The sequence below is a fragment of the Mycobacterium sp. SM3041 genome, assembly GCF_039668335.1.
GTDB lineage: Bacteria > Actinomycetota > Actinomycetes > Mycobacteriales > Mycobacteriaceae > Mycobacterium.
Genome location: NZ_JAYXBQ010000055.1, coordinates 80,933 through 104,225, shown reverse-complemented (window position 1 = coordinate 104,225; position 23,293 = coordinate 80,933). Strand labels below are relative to the sequence as shown.

Annotated in this window: 25 protein-coding genes and 1 pseudogene; 12 read left to right on the top strand and 14 right to left on the bottom strand. The window is 68.7% G+C overall.

Going from position 1 to position 23,293, the window contains the following annotated elements:
- The first annotated feature begins 69 nt into the window (after positions 1-69).
- Genes VXD91_RS20320 through VXD91_RS20295 form a run of 6 tightly spaced genes read left to right on the top strand, consistent with a single transcriptional unit; the run spans position 70 to position 4,510 of the window.
- On the top strand, positions 70-372 hold the full coding sequence (locus VXD91_RS20320; protein WP_212814411.1) for an urease subunit gamma: 303 nt from the start codon (positions 70-72) through the stop codon (positions 370-372).
- Positions 373-414: 42 nt separating this feature from the next.
- Positions 415-726: an urease subunit beta gene (locus VXD91_RS20315; RefSeq protein ID WP_212814790.1), complete on the top strand. Its 312-nt coding sequence runs from the start codon at positions 415-417 to the stop codon at positions 724-726.
- Between the two features lie 31 nt (positions 727-757).
- The gene (locus VXD91_RS20310) at positions 758-2,491 is read left to right on the top strand and encodes an urease subunit alpha (protein WP_318984966.1); all 1,734 of its coding nucleotides are present in this window, start codon (positions 758-760) and stop codon (positions 2,489-2,491) included.
- Between the two features lie 18 nt (positions 2,492-2,509).
- On the top strand, positions 2,510-3,145 hold the full coding sequence (locus VXD91_RS20305) for an urease accessory UreF family protein (RefSeq protein WP_346416228.1): 636 nt from the start codon (positions 2,510-2,512) through the stop codon (positions 3,143-3,145).
- Positions 3,146-3,160: 15 nt separating this feature from the next.
- Complete coding sequence (gene ureG, locus VXD91_RS20300; protein ID WP_346416227.1) at positions 3,161-3,847, top strand: urease accessory protein UreG; 687 nt, start codon at positions 3,161-3,163, stop codon at positions 3,845-3,847.
- 3 nt (positions 3,848-3,850) lie between these two features.
- Complete coding sequence (locus tag VXD91_RS20295; protein WP_346416226.1) at positions 3,851-4,510, top strand: urease accessory protein UreD; 660 nt, start codon at positions 3,851-3,853, stop codon at positions 4,508-4,510.
- Position 4,511: 1 nt separating this feature from the next.
- Here the strand turns inward: VXD91_RS20295 and VXD91_RS20290 are convergent, their stop codons facing one another.
- The 3 genes from VXD91_RS20290 to VXD91_RS20280 form a co-directional block, all read right to left on the bottom strand.
- The gene (locus VXD91_RS20290) at positions 4,512-5,915 is read right to left on the bottom strand and encodes an NAD(P)/FAD-dependent oxidoreductase (RefSeq protein WP_346416225.1); all 1,404 of its coding nucleotides are present in this window, start codon (positions 5,913-5,915) and stop codon (positions 4,512-4,514) included.
- Between the two features lie 99 nt (positions 5,916-6,014).
- On the bottom strand, positions 6,015-6,944 hold the full coding sequence (locus VXD91_RS20285) for an LLM class F420-dependent oxidoreductase (RefSeq protein WP_346416224.1): 930 nt from the start codon (positions 6,942-6,944) through the stop codon (positions 6,015-6,017).
- A gap of 84 nt (positions 6,945-7,028) precedes the next feature.
- Complete coding sequence (locus VXD91_RS20280; protein ID WP_346416262.1) at positions 7,029-7,700, bottom strand: SDR family oxidoreductase; 672 nt, start codon at positions 7,698-7,700, stop codon at positions 7,029-7,031.
- A gap of 119 nt (positions 7,701-7,819) precedes the next feature.
- On the opposite strand from VXD91_RS20280, the gene modA reads away from it, so the two are divergent.
- The 4 genes from modA (at position 7,820) to VXD91_RS20260 (ending at position 11,659) form a co-directional block, all read left to right on the top strand.
- Positions 7,820-8,584: a molybdate ABC transporter substrate-binding protein gene (gene modA, locus VXD91_RS20275; protein WP_346416261.1), complete on the top strand. Its 765-nt coding sequence runs from the start codon at positions 7,820-7,822 to the stop codon at positions 8,582-8,584.
- Positions 8,581-9,384, top strand: a complete 804-nt coding sequence (locus VXD91_RS20270; RefSeq protein ID WP_346416223.1) for an ABC transporter permease — start codon at positions 8,581-8,583, stop codon at positions 9,382-9,384. The genes modA and VXD91_RS20270 overlap by 4 nt, the downstream gene beginning before the upstream one ends.
- Complete coding sequence (locus VXD91_RS20265) at positions 9,381-10,469, top strand: ATP-binding cassette domain-containing protein (RefSeq protein WP_346416222.1); 1,089 nt, start codon at positions 9,381-9,383, stop codon at positions 10,467-10,469. Before VXD91_RS20270 ends, VXD91_RS20265 begins: the two co-directional genes overlap by 4 nt.
- A gap of 167 nt (positions 10,470-10,636) precedes the next feature.
- A complete protein-coding gene (locus VXD91_RS20260) occupies positions 10,637-11,659 on the top strand; it encodes an APA family fibronectin-binding glycoprotein (RefSeq protein ID WP_346416221.1) in 1,023 nt (340 codons plus the stop codon).
- Positions 11,660-11,720: 61 nt separating this feature from the next.
- Here VXD91_RS20260 and VXD91_RS20255 read toward each other — a convergent pair whose 3' ends face one another.
- The 10 genes and pseudogenes from VXD91_RS20255 to VXD91_RS20210 form a co-directional block, all read right to left on the bottom strand.
- Positions 11,721-11,993 (bottom strand): GlsB/YeaQ/YmgE family stress response membrane protein, encoded by a 273-nt coding sequence (locus VXD91_RS20255; protein WP_020100188.1) that lies wholly within the window; start codon positions 11,991-11,993, stop codon positions 11,721-11,723.
- A 120-nt stretch (positions 11,994-12,113) separates the two neighbouring features.
- Positions 12,114-12,872 carry a CPBP family intramembrane glutamic endopeptidase gene (locus VXD91_RS20250; RefSeq protein ID WP_212814427.1) on the bottom strand — a complete coding sequence of 253 codons (759 nt, stop codon included), beginning with the start codon at positions 12,870-12,872 and terminating at the stop codon, positions 12,114-12,116.
- 86 nt (positions 12,873-12,958) lie between these two features.
- On the bottom strand, positions 12,959-13,207 hold the full coding sequence (locus VXD91_RS20245; RefSeq protein ID WP_318984968.1) for an Ada metal-binding domain-containing protein: 249 nt from the start codon (positions 13,205-13,207) through the stop codon (positions 12,959-12,961).
- A gap of 2 nt (positions 13,208-13,209) precedes the next feature.
- Positions 13,210-13,920 (bottom strand): 2OG-Fe(II) oxygenase, encoded by a 711-nt coding sequence (locus VXD91_RS20240; RefSeq protein ID WP_318984969.1) that lies wholly within the window; start codon positions 13,918-13,920, stop codon positions 13,210-13,212.
- Positions 13,917-14,492, bottom strand: a complete 576-nt coding sequence (locus VXD91_RS20235; RefSeq protein ID WP_318985113.1) for a methylated-DNA--[protein]-cysteine S-methyltransferase — start codon at positions 14,490-14,492, stop codon at positions 13,917-13,919. The genes VXD91_RS20240 and VXD91_RS20235 overlap by 4 nt, the downstream gene beginning before the upstream one ends.
- Before the next feature lie 31 nt (positions 14,493-14,523).
- The gene (locus VXD91_RS20230; protein ID WP_318984970.1) at positions 14,524-15,048 is read right to left on the bottom strand and encodes an RNA polymerase sigma factor; all 525 of its coding nucleotides are present in this window, start codon (positions 15,046-15,048) and stop codon (positions 14,524-14,526) included.
- Between the two features lie 83 nt (positions 15,049-15,131).
- A pseudogene (locus VXD91_RS20225) lies at positions 15,132-16,388 on the bottom strand (HNH endonuclease signature motif containing protein).
- 42 nt (positions 16,389-16,430) lie between these two features.
- On the bottom strand, positions 16,431-17,663 hold the full coding sequence (locus VXD91_RS20220; RefSeq protein ID WP_318984971.1) for an FAD-dependent oxidoreductase: 1,233 nt from the start codon (positions 17,661-17,663) through the stop codon (positions 16,431-16,433).
- 30 nt (positions 17,664-17,693) lie between these two features.
- On the bottom strand, positions 17,694-18,329 hold the full coding sequence (locus tag VXD91_RS20215) for an endonuclease (protein ID WP_212811315.1): 636 nt from the start codon (positions 18,327-18,329) through the stop codon (positions 17,694-17,696).
- 36 nt (positions 18,330-18,365) lie between these two features.
- The gene (locus tag VXD91_RS20210) at positions 18,366-18,698 is read right to left on the bottom strand and encodes a TfoX/Sxy family protein (RefSeq protein ID WP_346416220.1); all 333 of its coding nucleotides are present in this window, start codon (positions 18,696-18,698) and stop codon (positions 18,366-18,368) included.
- A 79-nt stretch (positions 18,699-18,777) separates the two neighbouring features.
- On the opposite strand from VXD91_RS20210, the gene VXD91_RS20205 reads away from it, so the two are divergent.
- Entirely contained in the window at positions 18,778-19,827 is a 1,050-nt protein-coding gene (locus VXD91_RS20205) for an ABC transporter permease (RefSeq protein ID WP_346416219.1), read from the top strand.
- A gap of 3 nt (positions 19,828-19,830) precedes the next feature.
- Complete coding sequence (locus tag VXD91_RS20200) at positions 19,831-20,847, top strand: ATP-binding cassette domain-containing protein (RefSeq protein ID WP_346416218.1); 1,017 nt, start codon at positions 19,831-19,833, stop codon at positions 20,845-20,847.
- Positions 20,848-20,934: 87 nt separating this feature from the next.
- Here VXD91_RS20200 and lon read toward each other — a convergent pair whose 3' ends face one another.
- The gene (lon, locus tag VXD91_RS20195) at positions 20,935-23,292 is read right to left on the bottom strand and encodes an endopeptidase La (RefSeq protein ID WP_318984973.1); all 2,358 of its coding nucleotides are present in this window, start codon (positions 23,290-23,292) and stop codon (positions 20,935-20,937) included.
- Position 23,293: the final 1 nt, after the last annotated feature.

The window sequence follows — 23,293 nt, the reverse complement described above, 5'->3', positions numbered from 1 at the left end:
CTGTGGTGAGGGGCTGAAAACCACCGCCCGACATGCCATTCCCGGCGTGCCGTGGCAATATCGCCCCTTATGCGTTTGACGCCGCATGAGCAAGAACGCCTGCTGATTTCGTACGCCGCCGAACTGGCGCGCCGACGGCAGGCCCGAGGGTTGCGCCTCAATCATCCCGAGGCGGTCGCGGTGATCACCGATCACCTGATGGAAGGCGCCCGCGACGGGCGGACCGTCGCGGAGCTCATGGTCAGCGGCCGCGAGGTGCTCAGCCGCGACGACGTCATGGAGGGGGTCCCGGAGATGCTGTCCGACGTCCAGGTCGAGGCCACCTTCCCGGATGGCACTAAACTCGTCACCGTCCACTATCCGATCGCCTGAGGCCCGACGATGACCGAGCGCGCGACCGTCGAGGGGGCGGGGCTGATTCCGGGCGAAATCCTCTACGGCGACGGCGATATCGCCATCAACGCCGGTGCCGAGCGGCTGACCCTCGACGTGGTCAACGCCGGTGACCGGCCGGTGCAGGTCGGCAGCCACGTGCATTTCCCGCAGGCCAATTCCGCGTTGGAGTTCGACCGCGCCGCCGCACACGGGTACCGGCTCGACGTGCCGGCGGGCACCGCGATCAGGTTCGAACCCGGTGTCGCGCAGCGGGTTGCCCTCGTTCCGTTGGGCGGAACCCGCGAGGTGTACGGGCTGTCGCTGAATCCGCCCGGAAAGCTGGATGGCTGATGAGCGCTCGCGCGAAGAACGGACGGCACGAATGAGTTCCCTTTCCCGCTCCCGGTACGCGGCGCTCTTCGGCCCGACGACGGGTGACCGCATCCGCCTGGCGGACACCGATCTGCTGATCGAGATCACCGAGGACCTCAGCGGCGGCCCGGGCCTGTCGGGCGACGAGGCGGTCTTCGGCGGCGGCAAGGTGCTGCGTGAGTCGATGGGGCAGGCGCGTACGACCCGGGCCGACGGTGCGCCGGACACCGTGATCACCGGGGCGATCATCATCGACTACTGGGGAATCATCAAGGCCGACATCGGGATTCGGGACGGCCGCATCGTCGCCATCGGCAAGGCCGGCAACCCCGACATCATGTCCGGGGTGCACCCCGATCTCGTGGTGGGACCGTCCACCGAGATCATCGCCGGCAACGGGCGCATCCTCACCGCCGGCGGCATCGACTGTCACGTGCACTTCATCTGTCCCCAGCTGCTGGAGGAGGCGATCGGCGGCGGCATCACCACCATGATCGGTGGCGGCACCGGACCGGCCGAGGGCAGCAAGGCCACCACTGTCACGCCCGGCGCCTGGCATCTCGGGCGCATGCTGCAGGCGCTCGACGGCTGGCCGATGAACATCCTGCTGCTCGGCAAGGGCAACACCATCAACCCCGACTCGATGTGGGAGCAGTTGCGCGGCGGCGCTGCCGGTTTCAAATTGCACGAGGACTGGGGCACGACCCCGGCCACCATCGACGCGTGTCTGCGGGTGGCCGAGGAGGCCGACGTCCAGGTGGCCCTGCACTCGGACACGCTCAACGAGATGGGGTTCGTCGAGGACACGCTGGCGGCCATCGCCGGCCGGGCCATCCACGCGTACCACACCGAGGGCGCCGGCGGCGGTCATGCGCCCGACATCATCACGGTCGCCAGCCACCCGAACGTGATGCCCAGTTCGACCAACCCGACGCGCCCGCACACCGTCAACACCCTCGACGAACACCTCGACATGCTGATGGTGTGCCACCACCTCAACGCTGCCGTGCCCGAGGATTTGGCGTTCGCGGAGAGCCGGATTCGGCCGTCCACCATCGCCGCAGAGGACCTGCTGCACGACATCGGCGCCATCTCGATGATCGGCAGTGACAGCCAGGCCATGGGCCGCATCGGCGAGGTGGTGATGCGGACGTGGCAGACGGCGCACGTGATGAAGAAGCGCCGCGGGCCGCTCGAAGGTGACCCCGGCGGCTCGAAAGGCAACGACAACAACCGGGTCCGCCGCTACGTGGCGAAGTACACCATCTGCCCGGCGGTGACGCACGGTATCGACCACGAGCTGGGCTCGGTGGAAGTCGGCAAGCTGGCCGACCTGGTGCTCTGGGAGCCCGCGTTCTTCGGCGTCCGTCCGCACCTGGTGCTCAAAGGCGGCGCGATCGCCTGGGCGGCGATGGGCGACGCCAATGCCTCGATCCCGACGCCGCAACCCGTCCTGCCGCGGCCGATGTTCGGCGCCCACCCGACGGTGGCGGCCGGCCTGGCGGTGCATTTCGTCTCGCCCACCGCCATCGAGGACGACCTCGCGGCGCGACTCGGCTTGCGGCGCAGGCTCGTTCCGGTCAAGAACGTCCGTGGCCGGGGCAAGGCCGACCTGCCGCTCAACGACGCCATGCCCGACATCCGGGTCGATCCCGACACGTTCACGGTCCGCATCGACGGCGAGGTCTGGCAGGAACAACCCGCCGCCGAGCTGCCGATGGCACAGAGATACTTCCTGTTCTGATGGACAGCGGCTGTTCTGATGGATAGTGGCCTGGCCACCCTGCTGGCACTGGCGGATTCGCGGCTGCCGACCGGCGGGCACGTGCACTCCGGCGGTGTCGAGGAGGCGGTCACCAGCGGTCTGGTGACCAACGTGGTGACGCTGCGGGCATACCTGCGCCGGCGCATCCGGACCCAGGGGCTCGTCACCGCCTCCATCGCCGCGGCGGTCCACAGCGGGCTCGACCCGGTGGCAGCCGACCGCGAAACCGACGCGCGCACAACGGCTCCCGCGGCCCGGCAGGCCTCCCGGGCGCAGGGCCGTGGGCTGGTGCGGCTGGCGCGCCGGGTCTGGCCCGAAACCGACTGGAGCATCGTGGGCACCCGGCCACACCTGGCGGTGGCCTCGGGTGTGGTGGGTCGCGTCAGCGGCCTCGACCCCGAACAGACCTGCGCCACAGTCGTTTACACCACCATGACCGGCTCGGCGACGGCGGCGCAACGTCTGCTCGCGCTCGATCCGGCCGACGTCGCCGCGCTGACCTTCGAGCTGTCGGACCTGTGCGACGCCACCGCGGCCGAAGCGGCGAAAGGCATCGCGGACCTGTCCGATCCACTGCTCGACGTCCTGGCGCAACGACACGCCGGCCGCGACCGCCCCCTGTTCGCCTCCTGAACCGAAAGATCCTACATGCCACCACATTTCATCGACGGCCAGCCGCACCATCACCATGACCGGCCCAAGCGGGAGCGGCAGCCGGGTGAGCCGCTGCGCATCGGCGTCGGCGGCCCCGTCGGCTCCGGTAAGACGGCGCTCGTCGCGGCGCTGTGCCGGCAGCTGCGCGACGAGCTGTCCCTGGCCGTGCTGACCAACGACATCTACACCACCGAGGACGCCGACTTCCTGCGCCGGCACGCCGTGCTGCCCGACGAGCGCATCGCCGCGGTGCAGACCGGCGGCTGCCCGCACACCGCGATCCGCGACGACATCACCGCGAACCTGGACGCCATCGACGATCTCATCGAGACCAACGACAAGCTCGACCTCATCCTGGTGGAGTCCGGGGGAGACAACCTGACCGCGACGTTCTCGTCGGGTCTGGTGGATGTCCAGATCTTCGTCGTCGACGTGGCCGGTGGTGACAAGGTGCCACGCAAGGGCGGGCCCGGCGTCACGTATTCGGACCTGCTGGTCGTCAACAAGACCGATCTCGCGCCCATGGTCGGCGCCGACCTCGACGTCATGCGGCGCGACGCCGGCCAAGTGCGCGGTGACCGCCCGACGGTGCTGATCTCGCTCACCGAGGATCCGGCCGCGTCGCTGGTGCAGGCCTGGGTGCGCGAACAGCTCGCCGGCGCCGGGGTGACGAACGCCTGAGTGATGCACACCCAGGTTCTGATCGTCGCGACCCCCGGCCGGGGCCCGCGCATCGAATGCGTCGGCGGTGTGGCCGCGCGCCGCACTGCCCCCGACGCCGTCCACCTGGTGTCCACGGCCGCAACACCATTGGGCGGTGACACCATCGACGTGCGCGTCATCGTCGAGGCCGGTGCCCGGCTGCGGGTGCGCAGCGTCGCCGCCATGGTGGTGCTGCCCGGTGCGATGACGGCGCAGTCACGCTCGGCCTGGGATCTCGAGGTGGCCGGGGAACTCGACCTGGATCCGGAGCCGACCGTCGTCGCGGGCGGCAGCAGCCACCGGGCCGCGACGCGACTGCAGATCGCCGAGACGGGTCGGGTGCGGCTGCGCGAACGGGTACAGGTCGGACGGACCGGCGAGCAGCACGGCTTCTGGGAGGGCACACTGCACGTCGACCACGAGGCGCTGCCGGTGGTACGGCACCGCGTCGAACTCGGCGCCGGCGCCGTCAGTGACGACGAGATCGCCGCCCCGCGCGCCTACGTCAGCGAATTCTGTTATCCCGAAAGCGATCTCGGCGTGATCCGTACCGCCGATGGGTACGAATCACGCCGAGATCAGGTGGTCATGGCCCTGGCCGACGGGGGTTGCCTGTCGGCGTGGCAGGGCCCGAGGCTCTAGCTCAGGAAGCCACCGGGTCGGGTGTGGCTTGAACAGACGATGCGATCTCCTCGAGTTCGCCGATGCGGGTGCGGGCGTAGGCCTGCTGCTCGGTGATGGTCAGCTGACCGCGCTGGCGGCTCATGAACGTCACCGTCCACGACAGCAGCGTGGCGATCTTCGTCTTGAAGCCCACCAGGTAGATCAGGTGCAGCCCCAGCCACGCCAGCCAGGCGATGAAGCCGCCGAATTCCAGCTTGGCCTTCTCACCGAGCGGAATCTGGGCGACGGCGTTCCACTTGGAGACCGTGGCCATCGAGCCCTTGTCGAAGTACGAGAACGGTTCGCGCGGCTTGGGTTTGGTGCCGTGCGCGCGGGCCTTGGCCTCGTTCTTCAGGATCGCGGCGACGTGCTTGCCGCCCTGGATCGCGCCCTGCGCCATGCCCGGGACGCCGTCGACGAAGGCCATGTCACCGACGACGAAAACGTTCGGGTGGCCCGGGATCGACAGGTCCGGATTCACCTTGACGCGGCCGGCCCGGTCGATCTCGGTGTCCGACTGGTTGGCCAGGTCGCGACCGAGCGGGCTGGCCTGCACACCGGCGGACCACACCTTGCAGGCCGACTCGATGCGCCGGATGGTGCCGTCCTTGTCCTTGACGGTGATGCCGTTGCGGTCGACGTCGGTGACCATCGCGTTGAGCTGAATCTCGACGCCCATCTTCTCGAGCCGGTTCTTGGCCTTCAGACCCAGCTTCTCGCCCATGGGCGGCAGCACCGCGGGGGCGGCGTCGAGCAGGATGACCTTGGCCTCGGTCGGGTCGATGTGCCGGAAACTGCCCTTGAGGGTCTGGTCCGACAGCTCCTGGATCTGCCCGGCCATCTCCACACCGGTCGGGCCGGCGCCGACGACCACGAAGGTCAGCAGCTTCTTGCGGCGCTCGGGGTCGCTGGACCGCTCGGCCTGCTCGAACGCACCGAGGATGCGGCCGCGCAGTTCGAGCGCGTCGTCGATGGTCTTCATGCCCGGCGCCCACTCGGCGAAGTGGTCGTTGCCGAAGTAGGACTGACCGGCACCGGCGGCGATGATCAGGCTGTCGTACGGCGTGCTGTAGGTGTGCCCCAGCAGGATCGAGTCGACGGTCTGGTTCTCCAGGTCGATGTGCGTCACGTCGCCGAGCAGCACCTGGGCGTTCTTCTGCTTGCGCAGGATCAGCCGGGTGGGCGGGGCGATCTCACCTTCGGAGATGATGCCCGTGGCCACCTGGTACAGCAGCGGCTGGAACAGGTGGTGCGTGGTACGGGCGATCAGCTTGATGTCGACATCAGCGTGCTTGAGGGCTTTCGCACTGGACAGGCCACCGAAGCCCGAACCGATGATGACGACCTTGTGGCGATCCGTTGCCGTAGCTCCGGGGTGGACCATGTTGAGGGGCTCCTCGACGTACTACTACAAGACTGTTTACACACACAGGCTAGTCGCAGCTGAATCGATCAATGCAGTGAGATGCCCCACCGGGCCCGGCTAGGCGCCGATCACCGAATGCAGGGCAGCTCCGAGTGCGGCGATGACGCCGGGTACGTAGCCCGTGACCTGCGTCGGGATGTTGATGATGACGCCGTCGACGCCGACGTCGAACACCTTGGCCTTCAATTGTTCGGCGACGCTTTCGGCGCTGCCGGCGACCATGTTCTGGCGGTTGGCCTCGGGGACCGCGTCGGGAGTCGCCCGATCGTCGACGAGCGCGGTGAGCAGCATGCTGGTTTCGAGGGTGGCCGGGTCGCGGTCGATCTTCTCGCACGCGTCGCGGACGACGCCCAGCTTGTGGGGCAGCTCTTCGAAGCCGCCGATGATGTTCAGGTGGTCGAAGTGCCGTGCCGCCAGCGGGATGGTCTTCTTCTCGCCGCGGCCGCCGATCAGCAGGGGGATGTGGTCGCGGTAGCGGGGGTTGGCCATGGCTTCGACGGTGCGGTAGTACTGGCCGCTGAAGGTCGGGCGCTCGCCCTTGAGCATCGGCAGCACGATCTGCAGTGACTCGTTCAGGCGGTTGAACCGGTCGGTGAAGGTGCCGAAGTCGAATCCGAGCTGCTCGTGCTCGAGCTCGAACCAGCCGGTGCCGATGCCGAGGATCGCACGGCCCTGGCTCATGACGTCGAGTGTGGTGATGGCCTTGGCCAGCAGCGTCGGATTGCGGTAGGTGTTGCCGGTGACCATGGTGCCCAGCTGCACCTTCTGGGTCGCGGCCGCGAGGCCGCCGAGCGCGGTGTACGCCTCGAGCATCGGCTGATCGGGGGTGCCGATCATCGGCAGCTGATAAAAGTGGTCCATCACGAAGACGGAGTCGAAGCCGGCCGCCTCGGCCTCCCGCGCCTGGGCGACGACGGTCGGGTACAGCTCGCTGACACCGGTGCCGTAGGAGAAGTTGGGAATCTGGAGAGCGAATCGAATCGTCACGATTCGACCCTAGTCACCAACCACCTTGTCGCGTCCTGCGTTTCGCCGGGCGCGAAGCCCGGGCGAAACGGGAATAAATCCGGATCAGGCGAAGGTGGCGAGCGCACCGGCGCTCACGTGCAGCGTCTCGCCGGTGATGTGGCGGGCTGCGGGCGTGGTCAGGAAGAGCGCGAGCTTGGTCAGCTCGGACCCGACGGTCGCACCGCCGGTCTCGACGCCGTCGTAGCCCGCTTCCCAGCCGCGGCCGGCGGCGACCACGTTGATCGTGATGCCGCGGACGCCGAAGTGCTCGGCCTGGCCGGCGGTCCAGTTCGACACGGCCGCCTTGATCGCGGCGTCGGCGGTGCCGTCCTTGGGGCACTCCGGCACGACGGTCACGATGGCACCGCCCGAACGCATCTGGTCGCCGAGGATCTGGACGGTCAGGACGGCCGACAGCAGCGAGGAGTCGAGCGTGTTGCGCCATACGGCGGCGCGCTCGGCCAGGGTGTAGGTGCGCGGGTCGCCGGCGGACCAGGCGGGAGCCGGGACGTTCACGATGGTGTCGAGGTGCTGCGGCAGCTTGTCGCGCATCTGCTCCAGCGCGGCGCCGTCGGTGTTGTCCAGCACGATCGACTCGACTTCGAGTTCCTTGGCGGCTACTTCGAGCTCGTCGCGGCGGGCGCCGGCGATGGTGACGTTGTGCCCGGCGTCGCGGAATCCCGCGGCGATGACGCGGCCGAGATCGGTATCGCCTCCGGTGACCAGAACGTCCATGAACAGGGCCTCCTCGTGTGCAACGCTGAACGCGGTTGCCGCCATGTTACTGGACAGTAGCTAGCTGACGAAACTCGCCACGCGGAGGAATGACCCCTAGGGTTTTGCGCATGTGGCTCATGCGCAAGTTGATGCGCGCTGTGGCGGTATCGGTCCTGCTCGGCGGAGTCGGAGCGTTGTCCGGATGCGGTTCGGAGCACAAGACGTCGGGCCCCGTCGTCAACGTGTACGCGGCGGCGTCCCTGAAGCAGGCATTCACCGCGCTCGCCGACCGCTACAAGAAGGAGAACCCGGGCGCGGACGTGCAGTTCAACTTCGCGGGCTCGTCGTCGTTGGTCGAACAGCTGACGCAGGGCGCGAAGGCCGATGTGTTCGCCTCGGCCGACGCCAACAACATGACCAAGGCGGCCAAGGCCGGGTTGCTCGCGGGCACACCGGTGAACTTCGCCGCCAACACGCTCGTCATCGTGACCCCGCCGGGAAACCCCAAGCATGTGGACAACTTCGGTGATCTGGCCCGGCCCGGGCTGAACGTCGTGGTGTGTGCCCGTCAGGTGCCGTGCGGCACGGCGACGCGGAAGGTCGAGAAGATCGTCGGCGTCGAACTCAAGCCGGTCAGTGAAGAGACGTCGGTGACCGACGTGCTGAACAAGGTCACCAGCGGCCAGGCCGACGCCGGGCTCGTTTATCAGACCGACGCCAAGTCGGCGGGCGACAAGGTGGCCAAGGTCGAGTTCCCGCAGGCGGTGTCGGCGGTGAACATCTACCCGATCGGGGTGCTGAAGTCGGCGGCCGACGCCTCGGCTGCCCAGCGGTTCGTCGACCTGGTCACGAGTGACACGGGCCGCCAGACCCTGGCGCAGTTCGGGTTCGCACAGCCTTGAACCCCGGGCTGCCGCGCTGGATCTACGTCCCGGCGGCTCTGGGTGCGTTGTTCGTCGTCCTCCCGCTGATCGCGGTCGCGGCGAAGGTCGACTGGTCGCGATTCCTGGAGCTCATCAGCAGCGACTCGTCGGTGACCGCGCTGGTCCTGAGCCTCAAGACCGCCGCGGCCAGCACCGTGCTCTGCGTGGTGCTGGGTGTGCCGATGGCGCTGGTCCTGGCACGCAGCGGCTCCCGGGTGGTGCGCTGGACCCGCCCACTGATCCTGCTGCCGTTGGTGTTGCCGCCGGTCGTCGGCGGTATCGCGCTGTTGTACGCCTTCGGCCGGCTGGGGCTGATCGGCAGGTACCTGGACGCGGCGGGTGTGCACATCGCCTTCTCGACGACGGCGGTCGTGCTGGCGCAGACGTTCGTCTCCCTACCGTTTCTCGTGATCGCGCTGGAAGGCGCGGCCCGTACGGCCGGGTCACAGTACGAGGCGGTCGCCGCCACGCTGGGCGCCCGACCGACCACGGTGTGGCGCCGGGTCACGCTGCCGATGCTGGCCCCGGGTCTGGTGTCGGGCTCGGTCCTGGCGTTCGCGCGGTCGCTGGGCGAGTTCGGCGCCACGCTGACGTTCGCCGGTTCCCGCGAGGGCGTGACGCGGACGCTGCCGCTGGAGATCTATCTGCAGCGCGAGGCCGACGCCGACGCCGCGGTGGCACTGTCGCTGGTGCTGGTGGTGGTTGCGGCCGTCGTGGTGCTCGTGACGGGCGGTGCGCGGTTCGGTCGCGGGCCGTTCGAGGCGGAGGCCCGGCCGTGACGGGCGGTCTCGCGGTACGCGCGGTCGTCGAAGACCGGGGCATCGACGTGGAGTTCGATGTCGCGGCCGGCGAGGTGCTGGCCGTCGTCGGGCCCAATGGCGCGGGGAAATCCAGTGTGCTGCACGTGATCGCGGGCCTGCTGCGGCCCGACGCGGGGTCCGTCACAGTGGGCGGGCGCCGACTGACGGACACGGCGGCCGGCCGGCATGTCGCGGTGCACAACCGGCGGGTCGGCCTGCTGCTGCAGGACCCGGCGCTGTTTCCCCATCTGACGGTCGCGGGCAACGTGGCCTTCGGGCCCCGGGCCCGTCAGCACCGTCGTCGAGGTGTACATGCCGAGGCGCGGCGGACGGCCGGACGCTGGCTCGGTGAGGTGGGTGCCACCGAACTGGCCGATCGCCGGCCGGGACAACTGTCGGGTGGTCAGGCGCAACGGGTCGCGCTGGCGCGGGCGCTGGCCGCGGAACCCGACGTGCTGCTGCTCGACGAACCGCTGTCCGGCCTCGACGTCGCGGCGGCATCGGCGATGCGCCGGCTGCTGCGCGGTGTCCTGGCGACGGACGGACGCAGCTCGGTCCTGGTCAGCCACGACGTGCTGGACGTCGTCACGTTGGCGGACCGGGTGGCGGTCATCGAGGGCGGCCGCATCGTCGAATCGGGCGCCGTCGCCGACGTGCTGACCGCGCCGCGGACGGCCTTCGGGGCGCGGTTCGCGGGCGTGAATCTGGTCAGCGGACACGCGGGCGCGGACGGCGGTTCCCTGCTGGCCGCGGGGCAGACGTGGCGCGGTGTATGGGGGCCAGAGGTGACGCCGGGCGATCCGGCGATCGCGGTGTTCGCTCCGGCGGCGGTATCGGTGTCCCGTGAACTGCCGGCGGCCGACGTCAACGTCGTCGCGGTCGGCGTCGCGGAACTGGATCACCGCGGCCCCGTCATCCGCGTCCGGGCCGAGGCGACGGACGACGGCGGTGGAGGTCTGGCGGCCGATATCAGTGCGGAGGCGGCGGCAGGTCTCCGGCTGATTCCGGGGGAGCAGGTGTACTTCGGCGTCGATCCGCGGGACGTGGCGATTCGGCCCGCCTGACGGCACGCCCGGCCCGTCCTGGGCCGCATCGGGGCAGCGCGACGCCTCAGCAACGGACCGATATCGCCGTGGTCTGTCCGGATGCCGGAAGCGAGCTAACCGACTCGCCGGAGAATTAGCCGCAACTCGCACTTGCGTCACGCCGGTAACACTGTATTTTCGTCCCCATGCGACACCCGGATGCGCGGACAAGTGCCCGCAAACGCCTTCCGAAATCCCTGACTGCTGCTGTGGCAGGCGCGGCGGCCGCGGCCATTGCGCTGCCGAGCGCGATCTCGTATGCCGACCCGGTGCCGCCAGCTCCTGCGCCCGCCCCGGCTCCAGCTCCGGCACCCGCCCCGGCTGGGGAACCGGCGCCTGCGGTCGACGCGCCGGCACCGCCGCCGTGGGCCCCGCCGCCGCCCGCGCCGGACCCGGCCGCACCTCCGGCTGATCCCAACGCCGCCCCACCACCAGCGGCCGCACCGGGTGCGCCGGCGGCTCCCGCCGCACCGGGAGCCGCGCCCGCCGCACCTGCGGCAGCTCCGGCGCCCGCGCCCGAGCCCGGACGCGTCAACAACGACGCCGGTGGCTTCAGTTACGTTGTGCCGCAAGGCTGGAAGATCGCCGATGCCACGCAGCTGTCCTACGGCCAGGCGCTGCTGACCAAGGCCCCGGCCGCGGGTTCGGAGCAGGCCCCGAGTGACACCAGCGTGCTGCTGGGTCGTCTGGACCTGAAGCTGTTCGCCGGTGCCGAATCCGACAACGGCAAGGCCGCCAACCGGTTGGCCTCGGACATGGGCGAGTTCTTCATGCCCTTCCCGGGTACCCGCGTCGGCCAGGAGACCACGGCGCTCACCGCCGGGACGCTGCCGGGCGCGGCGTCGTTCTACGAGGTCAAGTTTACCGATACGGGCAAGCCCAACGGTCAGATCTGGGCGGGCGTCGTCGGCAACCCGCCGCCGGACGCCACCATTCGCAGCCAGCGCAACCCGCAGCGGTGGTTCGTCGTGTGGCTGGGTTCGGGCAACCACCCGGTCGACAAGGCCGCAGCGGTGACGCTGGCCCAGTCGATCCGCCCGTGGAACCCGCCGCCGCCACCTCCGGTCGACCCGAACGCCCCGCCCAAGCCCGCCGATCCGGCCCACCCGATGGTCGGCGTGCCGGTGCCGGTGACGAACGCGCCGCCGGAGATGGCCCCCGCCGGATAGTCGCTCAAAAGAATGAGGACCGTGCCCAACCGGGCGCGGTCCTCATTCTTTGTGTCGAGTTCTACGTAGAACTCTTCGACTTCACGAAGCGGTAGAGCAGGACGAGGATCACCGCACCGACCAGTGCACCCCAGAACGAGTGCTCGATCGGCGGGCGGAAATCGAGCTTGTGCGGTGCGTAGACGACACTGCTCAGCGTGCCGCCGACATAACCACCTGCGATACCCAGCACGCACGTGAGGATCCACCCCATGTCGTCCTTACCGGGTACGACGAACCGGGCGATGGCTCCGACGACGAGGCCGAGAAGAATCAACCAGACGATGTGCATCATTGTCATGACCTTTCGATTGACTGATACATCTCGAGGCTAGCCCGGTTCGGCGCACGACAAACACGTCTGAAACGCAGCAATCTGGTGACGGTTCGGGGGCCACTCGCGGGGCGGGGAGGCCTAGCTGAAGTGCCAGACCGCGGCCGCGGCGAGTGCGCCCATGCCGTTGAGCGACCAGTGCAGCGCGATCGGCGCGAGCAGGCTTCCGGACCGGCGCCGCAGCCAGGTGAAGACGAATCCCGCGGCTGCGGTGGCGACGACGGCCATGGCGACGCCGGCGATCATGCCGGCCACCCCGCCGCCGAGCACGCGGGTGAACCCGACGTTGCTGCTGGTCAGGCCCAACGAGGTGGCGATGTGCCAGAGGCCGAACAGCAGTGAGCCGGCGGCGGCGACGCCGCGGAATCCCCAGGCCCGGTCGAGCGTGCCGTGCAGTACGCCGCGGAAGGCCAGTTCCTCGGGGATGACGGTCTGCAGCGGGATGACGATCATCGACGCGAGCAGGGCGCCGGAGATGGTCGCGTAGTGGTTGTTGAGGAACATCGGGCGGGTCCAGGGCAGCAGGACGCCGACGGCGATCACCGACCCGACAAGCAGAATGGCGCCGAGCGCGTAGCGCATGCCAGTCCGCCAGTGCGCGCGGCCGAGTCCCAGCTCGGTCCACCCGAGGCCCCGTTTACGGACCAGGGCCACCAGCCCGAGCGCCGCGAGGGGCACGACGACGATGTTCGCCCAGGGGGTCGTGAAGTGGGCCAGCAGGTTGGTCGCGACCAGAACCGCCACCACCACGGCCACGTCGATGTAGACGCGCGGGTGCCGCACGGCTGGTGAGCCGGTCGGTAGGCATGGTGCAGCGGCGGCTGCCGAGGCGTCGATCATCTTTGGCGAGTGTACCGACGGGCGCCAAGGACCCAGGTCACATCGGTTGGCGGCGACCACTGCCGGATCGATGTGTCACGCGAGGATCAATGACGGTCCTTCCACCGCCGGTACATCTCGGGGAGGCACACCGCGCAGGGGCGGTATCCGGCAGCGACGGCGGCGGTCTCGTCGGCGAAGAACACCCGATGGGTCACGTAGCCGCCCTTGGCAATGGCCCGCAGCGCCGACGGGCAGTCCAGCCTGCCGTAGAGCTTGTTGCGCCGATGGCCGCCCAGGCGCCCCGGCGTCGCGCTGACGTAGGTGCGGCCCTGCGCATCGATGAGCGTGTACATGCTCAGGCGGCGTCGTGGAAGATCAGGCCGAGGGTCATCCGGCTTCCCGAGCGCAGCGTCGAAACACCATGGCGCACAGGGCCGACGGCCCACCCGCGTTTCGATGCCACCGGCCGTTCGCGCGTGGTGATGACCAGTCCGTGTCCGAACGGGATGGAGATCGCCGAGCCACGCGACTGCGCGCGGGGCCGCTGCTCGTACAGCAGGAATTCGCCGCCGGTGTAGTCGACCTCCGGCCGGGTCAGATTGATGACGACCTGCAGCGGAAAGACCAAGTCCCCGTACAGATCCTGGTGCAGGGCGCACCAGCCGCCGGCGCCGTACTTGAGCAACAGCGCGGTGGTGCGCGTCTGCCCGGCCCGGTGGCAGGTGTCCAGCCAGTCGTCGAAACTGTCTGGCCACGGCGGGTCGCGGCGCAGCCGCGTCCACCAGTCGCGGGCGATCGGCAGCAGCCGCGGGTACAGCGCGTACTTGAGCTCGGTGACGATCTCCGGGTAGGGCCGGTGGAAGTAGCGGTACTGGCCTTCGCCGAACCGGTAGCGGGCCATGTCGATGGTCGAGCGGAATCGGCTCGCGTCGGGGTAGATCGCCGCCAGCTCGGCGGCCTCGGCCGGCGTGACGAGAGGTCCGGTCAGCGCGCCGCCGACGGTCTCGAGCTCGGTACGGACGGCTCCCCAGTCGGTGGCGGCGACACGCTGCTGCCAGACGCTCATGCCGCGGCCTCCAGGTCCAGTAGGAGGCGCTTGGCTTCCGGACCACCGAGGTAGCCGCCCATCGCACCGTCGCTGCGGACCACGCGGTGGCACGGAACCACAACGGGCAGTGGGTTTTTCGCGCAGGCGGTCCCGACGGCGCGGACCGCCCTGGGGCTGCCGGCCAGCGCGGCGACAGCGGCATAGCTGGCCGTCTGCCCGTAGCCGATCTCCGGAAGGTGGTGCAGCACGGCGGCACGGAATCCGGCGGCCAGCCGCCAATCCAGCGGTACGTCGAAGGTTCGACGGGTCCGGGTGAAGTACTCGTCGAGTTCACGGGCGACCGTGTCGAGCCGGGCCGGTGCTCGCAGGATGCGCGGGCTCACCTTGTCGGCAAGCTGCTGCAGGACGGTGTCATGGTCTTCGATGGCGTAGGCGACACGGATGAGGCCCTGGTCGGTCGCCGCCAGCAGCAGCGGACCGACGGGACTGTCGACGACGCGGTAGGCGACGTCGAGGACGCCGTCGCGCCGGGCGGCGGCGGCCAGCCGGTCGTGCAATTCGGTCAACCGGTCCGGGCCGATGTCGGTCATGCGTGCCAGGTCGCCGGAGATGATTTCGCCGTTATTCATGGGTGTCTCTTTTCCCGGGCGCCGTCACTCCGATGAGTTCGGCGCGGTAAGTGCGTCGTAGCGTGGCGATGCCGTCGCTGGCGGCGCGGCGTGCGGCCGCGGCGGTGCCGCCGAGAATCTCGGCGACCTCGTTGTAGGGCAGTCCCGCGAGGTAGTGGTACGCGACGGCGTGCTTCTGTTTGGGTGGGAGTGCATCGACGGCGACCGCGAGATCGACTTCGATGGCCGCACTGTCGCGGACTTCGCCGGGACGTGCCGGCTCGGGTACGACGTCAGTGGGAATCGGCTGGCGTGTCCGGCTTCTGGTGATGTCGATGGCCTTGTGGTGCGCGATGGTCACCAGCCAGGCCTCGAGATTCGCATCCGCCGGCAGCTCGGGGTAGGCCTTGAGGGCCGCCAGGAACGTCTCTGACCAGGCGTCGTCGGCGTCGTGTGCGCCGACGATGGCGGCACAGACCCGGAAGACCGTAAGACCATGGTTGCGCACCACGGCCTCGAATGGCGGTTTGGCTTTCACACCCAGTAGACGCTCCGTCGCCGGTATTTGTGAGGTCGCGTTCCTCACCGATTTACCGATGCTAGGTGGCGCGGGTGGCGCGTCTAGTTGGTCGACGGTGTGGGTGGTGGTTCGAAGGGTTGGTACCACCACCATTGGGCGTGCTCCCCGGTCGGGCCGGGGCAGGGCGGCACAGCAGGGCGAGCTGAGGTGGGTGTCCGCGCAAGGGATCCGCCGTCGAGTTGTCGACCCGCGGCATCGGTGACGACCAGCCGATCGGCCGGCCCGGTGATCGTGATGACCCGCTCGTGATGCAGCCGGTGGTGCTACGGGCACACCAGCACCAGGTTATGCAGCTCGGTCTCCCCGCCGTTCTCCCAATGAATGATGTGATGGGCATGCAAACCCCGGGTCGCCCCGCACCCCGGTACCCGGCAGCACCGGTCCCGGTGTTCCAGCGCACGGCGCAGCCGCCGACTGATGGTGCGGGTACTGCGCCCGGCGCCAATCGGCTGACCATGGCGCTCCAGCCACACCTCGCACGTCGCATCGCACAACAGCAGTTGGCGTTCCTCCTCGGTGAGCACCGAACCCAGATGCAAGGCAGCCGTACGCTGTTCGAGGTCCGCATGCACGACGACGGTGGTGCGCTGCCCATGCGGCCGCCGTTCCACATCGCTGTCCCAGCCGGCCTCGACCACGCTCATGAACGCATCCACCTGGTTCGGGAACGGCGGTGCCTGCTCCGACACTTGCCCTTCGGTGTCCTCGTGGTCGCGCTTCCAGTCCGCCACCAGCGCATCCTGATGCGACGCCAGCGCCGCATCGAACTTCGCCGCCTCCAGCTTCGGTAGCCGGATCTTGTACGTCGTGGATCCGTCGTCATGGGTGGTCCTGGAGATCGACCGCTCCGGTTCCGGCTTCGGCTCAGGCTCCGGCCGCGGTTCCAGTTTCACCGCAGTGCGCAACTGCGTGACCGTGGCGCTCTCGGCGAACTGCGCGTAGTGCTCATCAGAACCGTCGGCCGCGTGTTCGGCGACCACCCCAACCTGATCCAGCGACAACCGCCCCGCACGCATCGCTTCGGCGCAGCGCGGGAACTCCTCGAGCCGGTGCGCCACCGCCACCATCACTTCCGCATTGCGCGGTGAGACACCGGTTTTCCATGCCATCAACGACGCCATCGACCGGGCGCCGGTGGCACCCCAGAGCCCGTCCCGGTCGATCTCGGCGGCAATCTGCACCAGTCGCGCGTCGATGGCGTTGCGCTGACCTGTCAGCTCACCGATCTCCGCGAGGTACGCATCCATGCGCTCGCACGGCGACGACTCAACATCGAAAGCCGTTGCGGCGCTGGACATAACATCATCAAACCAGAGGGGTCCGACAAAAACGGCGACGTGCTAACCGGCCAACGTCGACAACGAAACAGACGGATCGGCGAGTGCCCCGACATCCACCGGCCGCCGCGAGCGGATGAGCTTCTTGATGTCGTCGAGCCCTTCCCAGATGTTGACGTTCATGCCGGCCAGCACGCGGTGTCCACCGTCGAGCCAGAACATGGTGAACTCACGCGTGCCGAGATCACCGCGCGTGATGGCCATCTGGTACTGCGGCGCGTATCCGACGTACTCCATGCCGAGATCGAACTGGTCGGTGAAGAAGTAGGGCAGTTCGTCGTAAGTGGTTGCCGTGCCGAGCATTCCGTCGACGGCGACGGCCGGCTGCTTGAGGGCGTTGGCCCAGTGCTCGGTCCGGATCGGCACGCCGAACAGCGGATGCTCGGCGGCCGCGATGTCGCCGACTGCGTAGATATCGTCGTCGCTGGTCTTGAGGGACTCGTCGACGGCGACGCCGCCGTCGGCGATGACCAGTCCGGAGCGTTCCGCGAACTCGACATTCGGCTTGGCGCCGACCGCGACCAGTACCGCATCCGCCTCGACGGTGGAGCCGTCGCCGAGTCGCAGCCCCGTCGCCTTGTGATCAGCGGTGGTGATCTCGTCGACCGTGGTGCCCAACCGCAGATCGACGCCGTGGTCCCGGTGCAGCCCGACGAACACCTCGCCGGCTTCCTTGCCCAGGGAGGCCTGCAGCGGCAGCGCGGCGGTCTCCACCACCGTGACGTCGGCGCCCAGCCCCCGGGCACTGGCCGCCACTTCGAGCCCGATCCAGCCGCCTCCGACTATCGCGAGCCGCCGGCCTTCGGTGAGTTGGGCCAGCAGTGCGGTGGCGTCGTCGATGGTGCGCAGGTAGTACACGCCGTCGGCGTCGGATCCTGGGATCGGAGGCTTGCGGGGGCGGGATCCCGTGGCCAGCAACAACTTGTCGTAGTGCTCGTGATCGCCGTCGTTGAACGCCACCATGTGCGCGGTGCGATCGAGCGTGGTGACCTCGGTGCCGAGTTTCAAGTCGACGTCGTGCTCGGCGTACCAGCTCTTGGGCTGCACCGTGAATTCTTCGATGGTCTTCTTACCGGCCATGAATTCCTTCGACAGCGGGGGACGTTCGTAGGGCAGCCGGTCCTCGGCGCCGAACAGCACCACCTGCCCGTCAAAATCCTTGCTGCGCAAGGCCTCCGCGGCTTTGGCGCCCGCCAGCCCGCCGCCGATGATCACAAAAGTGGGTGAGCCGGCCATTCGGGAATCCCTTCATCGATCTGAGTTGGTCTACGCTTCGATGCGTTCGCGGACGGTGTCGTCGAGCGACGCCCGCACGAGTGCGGCAGCCAGCCGCGCGTTCCGGTTCGGGGCCAGGCTGCTGAGCTTGCCGGCGTCCGTCGGCAGGCCCAGATCTTTCGCCGCGGCGAGTGCCCGATCGTCGAAATACGGTTGCACCCAGGTCCAGACGTCCTGGATCTCACGCAGGAAGATGTCGGCGCCCGTGCGGCCGATACCGTCGAACCCCTGCAGGGCCTTGGCTGCGGCTTTCACGTCGTGGTGCGCCCTGATCCGCAGGTTGCGCAGATCGCCGCCGTACTCGTCGTTGACCCGGGTCGCGATGTGGGTCATGCGGGTCGCCGAGCTCTCGTCGTATCTGGCGTAGCCGGCGCGTCCGAATGCCCTTATCATCTGGCTGCGGTCGGCATCGAGTACCGCGGTGGGCGTGCGCAACCCGGCGCGGAACAGTTCTCGCGCCGCGGCGACCGCGGTTTCCGCGGCGATGGGCTTGCTCGCGAGCATGCACAGCGACAGCAGTTTGAACAGTGGCATCGGCTTGTCGCGGAGCGTTATCCCGGCTTCCTCGGCATACGTCGTACCGGCTGCGTCGAGCAGCCGCGCGACGATCTGTCGATCCCGTGCCATAACCCCCGGCATACCCAATGGCGCGGTGCGCAAACGCTACTTGGGTGGCAGCGTGCCCGCGTAGCCGACGCCCCGGTCGACCCAGGTCTGCAGTTGGCGTTTGGTTTTCAGGCCGTCGGCCGCCACCCGCAGCCAGCCCCGCATCTCGCGGCCGCCCATCACCATCAGTTCGCAGTGCGCACGTCCCAGCAACTTCTCTGTCTCATCGGGCGCAACCCGCACCAACAGGCCACCGTCGTGACTCGCGGCCACGGACATGTGGCCGTTCAGCAGGAACGCCAGCCCGCCGAACATTCGCTTTTCCTCGATGCCGCCGATCGGGCCGAGCAGCTCACGGATCCGGTTGGCCAGATCCTCGTCATAGGCCATGTGGTCAGTCTGCCCCAATCAGCCCTCGGCTTTGGCTATCTTGCCGCTGCGCAGTCAGCGAACACGTTAGATTCCACACGTGCTGATCGCGGCGTTACGTGACCTGCAGTGGCGGCGCCGCCGATTTCTCATCGCGGTCGTCGGCACTTCATTCGTGTTCGCCATGACGCTGGTGCTCACGGGACTGGCCAACGGATTCCGGGTGGAGGCCAGTAACACCGTCAATTCGCTTGGCATCGACTACTTCATGATCCAGAACGGGGCGGCCGGACCGTTCCTGGGTTCGTCGCCGTTCGCGCAGACCGAAGTCGAACGCGCGCAACGGCTTCCGGGCGTGCAGGCCGCTGCCGCAGTGGTCTATGCGGGCACGACGGCACTGGACAACGGGACACCGCGGACCATGAACCTGTTCGGCGCCCCGACCGCCGGGCCCGGTATGCCGGCGATGTCGCAAGGTCGGCCGCCCGCCACGCCCGACGAGATCGCGGTGTCGTCGACGCTGGGCCGCAAGATCGGCGACCAGATGCACATTGCCTCGCACACGTTGCAGGTCGTGGGGATCGTCGACAACTCCACCGTGCTGGCCCAGCAGCCCAATCTGTTCCTCACGACGGTGGGTGCGCAGCGCCTGGTGTATGGCGGGCAGCCCGTCATCGCGTCGGTCGGTATCCGGGGCAACCCGACCAGGGCGCTCGACGGCTACCGGCTGGTGGACCGTCGCGGTGCCATCGACGACATGATGCGGCCGTTGAAAGTCGCCGTCGATGCCATCAGCATCATGGCCGTCCTGCTGTGGGTGGTGGCCGCGACGATCATCGGCATGTTCATCTACATGTCCGCCATGGAGCGCACCCGCGACTTCGCGGTGTTCAAAGCCGTTGGGGTCAAGACGAAATCGATGATGGGTGGGCTGGCGTTGCAGGCCGTGTTCATCGCCGTGTGCTCGGCGGCGATCGGCGTGCTGCTGGCGATGGTGCTCGGGCCGATGTTCCCCATGCGGGTGGATGTCCCGGCCGGGGCGTACCTGTTGCTGCCGGTGGTGGCCATCACTATCGGGCTGATCGCGAGCCTGGCGGGCATGCGTAGAGCGGTGACGATAGATCCAGCGATGGCATTCGGGGGGCCATAGACCATGAGCGGCTTACAGATTCGCGACCTCGTGGTGGAATACGGCAAGGGCGCCGACAAGGTCAGGCCCATCGACAATTTCCAGTTGGAGCTGTCGGCGGGATCGCTCGCGATCCTGTTGGGTCCCAGTGGTTGTGGGAAGACGACGCTGTTGTCGTGTATGGGTGGAATCCTCAAGCCGACGTCGGGCCAGATCCTGTTCGACGGCATCGACGTCACCACGCTCGGGCCCAAGGCGCTGACCGACTACCGCCGCAATACCGTCGGCATCGTGTTCCAGGCGTTCAACCTGGTGCCCAGCCTCACGGCCGCCGAGAACGTCATGGTGCCGATGCGGGCCGCGGGCATGAGCCGCGGCGCGGCCCGGCAGCGTGCCGCGGAACTGCTCGACCGGGTCGGTCTGGCCCACCGGATGACACACCGCCCCGGTGACATGTCGGGCGGACAGCAGCAGCGCGTCGCAGTGGCACGGGCCATCGCGCTGGACCCGCCGTTGATCCTGGCCGACGAGCCCACGGCGCACCTGGACTTCATCCAGGTCGAGGAGGTGCTGCGGCTCATCCGGGAGCTCGCCGACGACCGCGTGGTGGTGGTCGCCACTCATGACAGCCGCATGCTGCCGCTGGCGGACCGGGTGATCGAGCTGGTCCCCACCGTCTCCAGCACCGAGCGGGAGCCCGAGGTCTTCGAACTCGACGCCGGGGATCTGGTGTTCGAGCAGACGACGATCGGCGACCTGATCTACGTCGTGCGGGAGGGCCGGTTCGAGATCACCCGCGAGATGCCCGACGGCGAGACGATGCTGCTGTTCACCGCGGGCCCTGGCGAGTACTTCGGCGAGATCGGGCCGCTGTTCGGGATTCCGCGCACCGCGACAGTGCGTGCCCTCACCGACGGGGTCGTCGTCGGCTACACCGTCAAGGATTTCCGGGCCCGGCTCGGGCCCGACCGCATCCACGAGCTCATCGAGCACCGCGCCATCCACCTGGCCGACGAACCGCCGTCGGCCGACATCGCCTGAGGGTTCTGTTCTATCCGCGAGCAGACACAAAACTGTCGAATCTCGGTCGAACATGACAGTTTTGCGTCTGCTCGCGGTATTCGGTTGTCAGGCGGCGTTGGTCACGGCCTCCGCCGCCGGCTCCAATGCCTGGGCGATAATGTCGGCGACGTCGGTCATGGGCCGCACGTCGAGTGCGTCCAGGACCTCGGCCGGGACGTCGTCCAGATCCGGTTCGTTGCGCGACGGGATGAAAACCGTTGTCAGCCCGGCACGTTGGGCCGCCATCAGCTTCTGCTTGACCCCGCCGATGGGCAGCACCCGCCCGTTCAGCGTGACCTCGCCCGTCATCCCGACGTCGGAACGCACCTGCCGCCCGGTGGCCATGGAGACCAGCGCGGTCACCATCGTCACACCCGCGGACGGACCGTCCTTGGGCACCGCACCCGCGGGCACGTGCACGTGGATGCGACGGTCCAGAGCCTTCGGATCGACACCCAGCTCCGCGGCGTGCGACCGCACGTAGGACAGCGCGATCTGCGCCGACTCCTTCATCACGTCGCCCAGCTGACCGGTCAACTGCAGACCCGGGTCGCCGTCGTTCGATCCGGCCTCGATGTAGAGCACATCGCCGCCCATGCCCGTGACGGCCAGGCCGGTCGCCACGCCCGGGACCGCGGTGCGCTCCGCCGACTCCGGCATGAAGCGCGGACGGCCCAGGTACTCGACCAGATCCGGTTCATCCACCGTGACCGCGTCGGCACCCGACGCCAGCCGCGTGGTCACCTTCCGCAGCGCCTTGGCCAGCAGCCGCTCGAACTGCCGCACGCCCGGCTCACGGGTGTAGTCCGCGGCGATCTTGCGCAGCGCCGCGTCCGTCACCGTCACCTCGTCGGTGGTCAGCGCCGCCCGTTCGGCCTGCCGGGGCAGCAGGTAGTCGCGGGCGATGGCGACCTTGTCGTCCTCGGTGTAGCCGTCGATCTGCACCAACTCCATGCGGTCCAGGAGCGCCGACGGGATGTTCTCGATGACGTTGGCCGTCGCCAGGAACACCACATCGGACAGGTCCAGATCCAGGTCCAGGTAGTGGTCGCGGAACGTGTGGTTCTGCGCGGGGTCCAGCACCTCCAGCAGCGCCGCCGCGGGATCGCCGCGGTAGTCCGAGCCCACCTTGTCGATCTCGTCCAGCAGCACAACGGGATTCATGGAACCGGCCTCGCCGATGGCCCGCACGATGCGGCCCGGCAGCGCACCGACGTAGGTGCGCCGGTGCCCGCGGATCTCGGCCTCGTCGCGCACGCCGCCCAGGGCGACGCGGACGAACTTGCGGCCCAGCGCGCGTGCCACCGACTCGCCCAGCGACGTCTTGCCGACGCCGGGAGGCCCGGCCAGCACCATGACGGCGCCCGAGCCGCGGCCGCCGACGACGGCCATGCCGCGCTGGGCGCGGCGGGCCCGCACCGCCAGGTACTCGACGATGCGATCTTTCACGTCGTCCAAACCGTGGTGGTCGGCGTCCAGGATCTCCCTGGCGGCCTTCAGATCCGTCGAATCCTCGGTGCGCTCGTTCCACGGGAGCTCGAGCACGGTGTCCAGCCAGGTCCGGATCCAGCCGCCCTCGGGGGTCTGCTCGCTGGACCGTTCCAGCTTGCCGACCTCGCGCAGCGCCGCCTCCCGCACCTTCTCGGGCAGATCGGCCGCCTCGATGCGGGTCCGGTAGTCCGCGGGCTCCTCGGCCCCGGCGCTACCGTCCAGCTCGCCCAGCTCCTTGCGGATGGCATCCAGTTGCTGGCGCAGCAGGAATTCCTTCTGCCGCTTGTCCATGCCGGCGCGGACGTCCTCGGCGATCTTGTCGTTCACCTCGACCTCGGCCAGGTGCTCACCGGTCCACTCGATCAGCAGGTGGAGGCGACGACTCACATCTGAGGTCTCCAGCAGCTCGCGCTTCTGCACGTCCGTCAGGTACGACGCGTAGCCCGCGGTGTCGGCCAGTGCCGACGGCTGGCTGATCTGATTGACGGCATCGACGATCTGCCACGCCTCGCGGCGCTGCAGGATGGCCAGCAACAGCTTCTTGTACTCGGCTGCCAGGGTGCGGGTTTCCTCGGTCGCCTCGGTCTCGGCGATCTCGTCGACCAGAACCCACAGCGCACTGCCCGGGCCGGATGTGCCGGACCCGATGTGTGCGCGCCGTTCACCGCGGACAACGGCGGCGGTTCCGCCACTGGGCACGCGGCCGACCTGGACGATCGACGCCAGGACGCCGTGGGTGGGGTAGCGGTCGTCGAGGCGGGGAGCGATGAGCAGCTTCCCGGCCTCGCCGGCGGCTGCGGCGGCCTGGGCCGCGTCGACCGCGGCGCGTGCGGCCTCATCGAGTTCGATGGGCACGACCATGCCCGGCAGGACGATCGGCTCGGTGACAAACAGGACGGGAACAGCGATGGGCGCTGTTGTGGCGTCAGACATC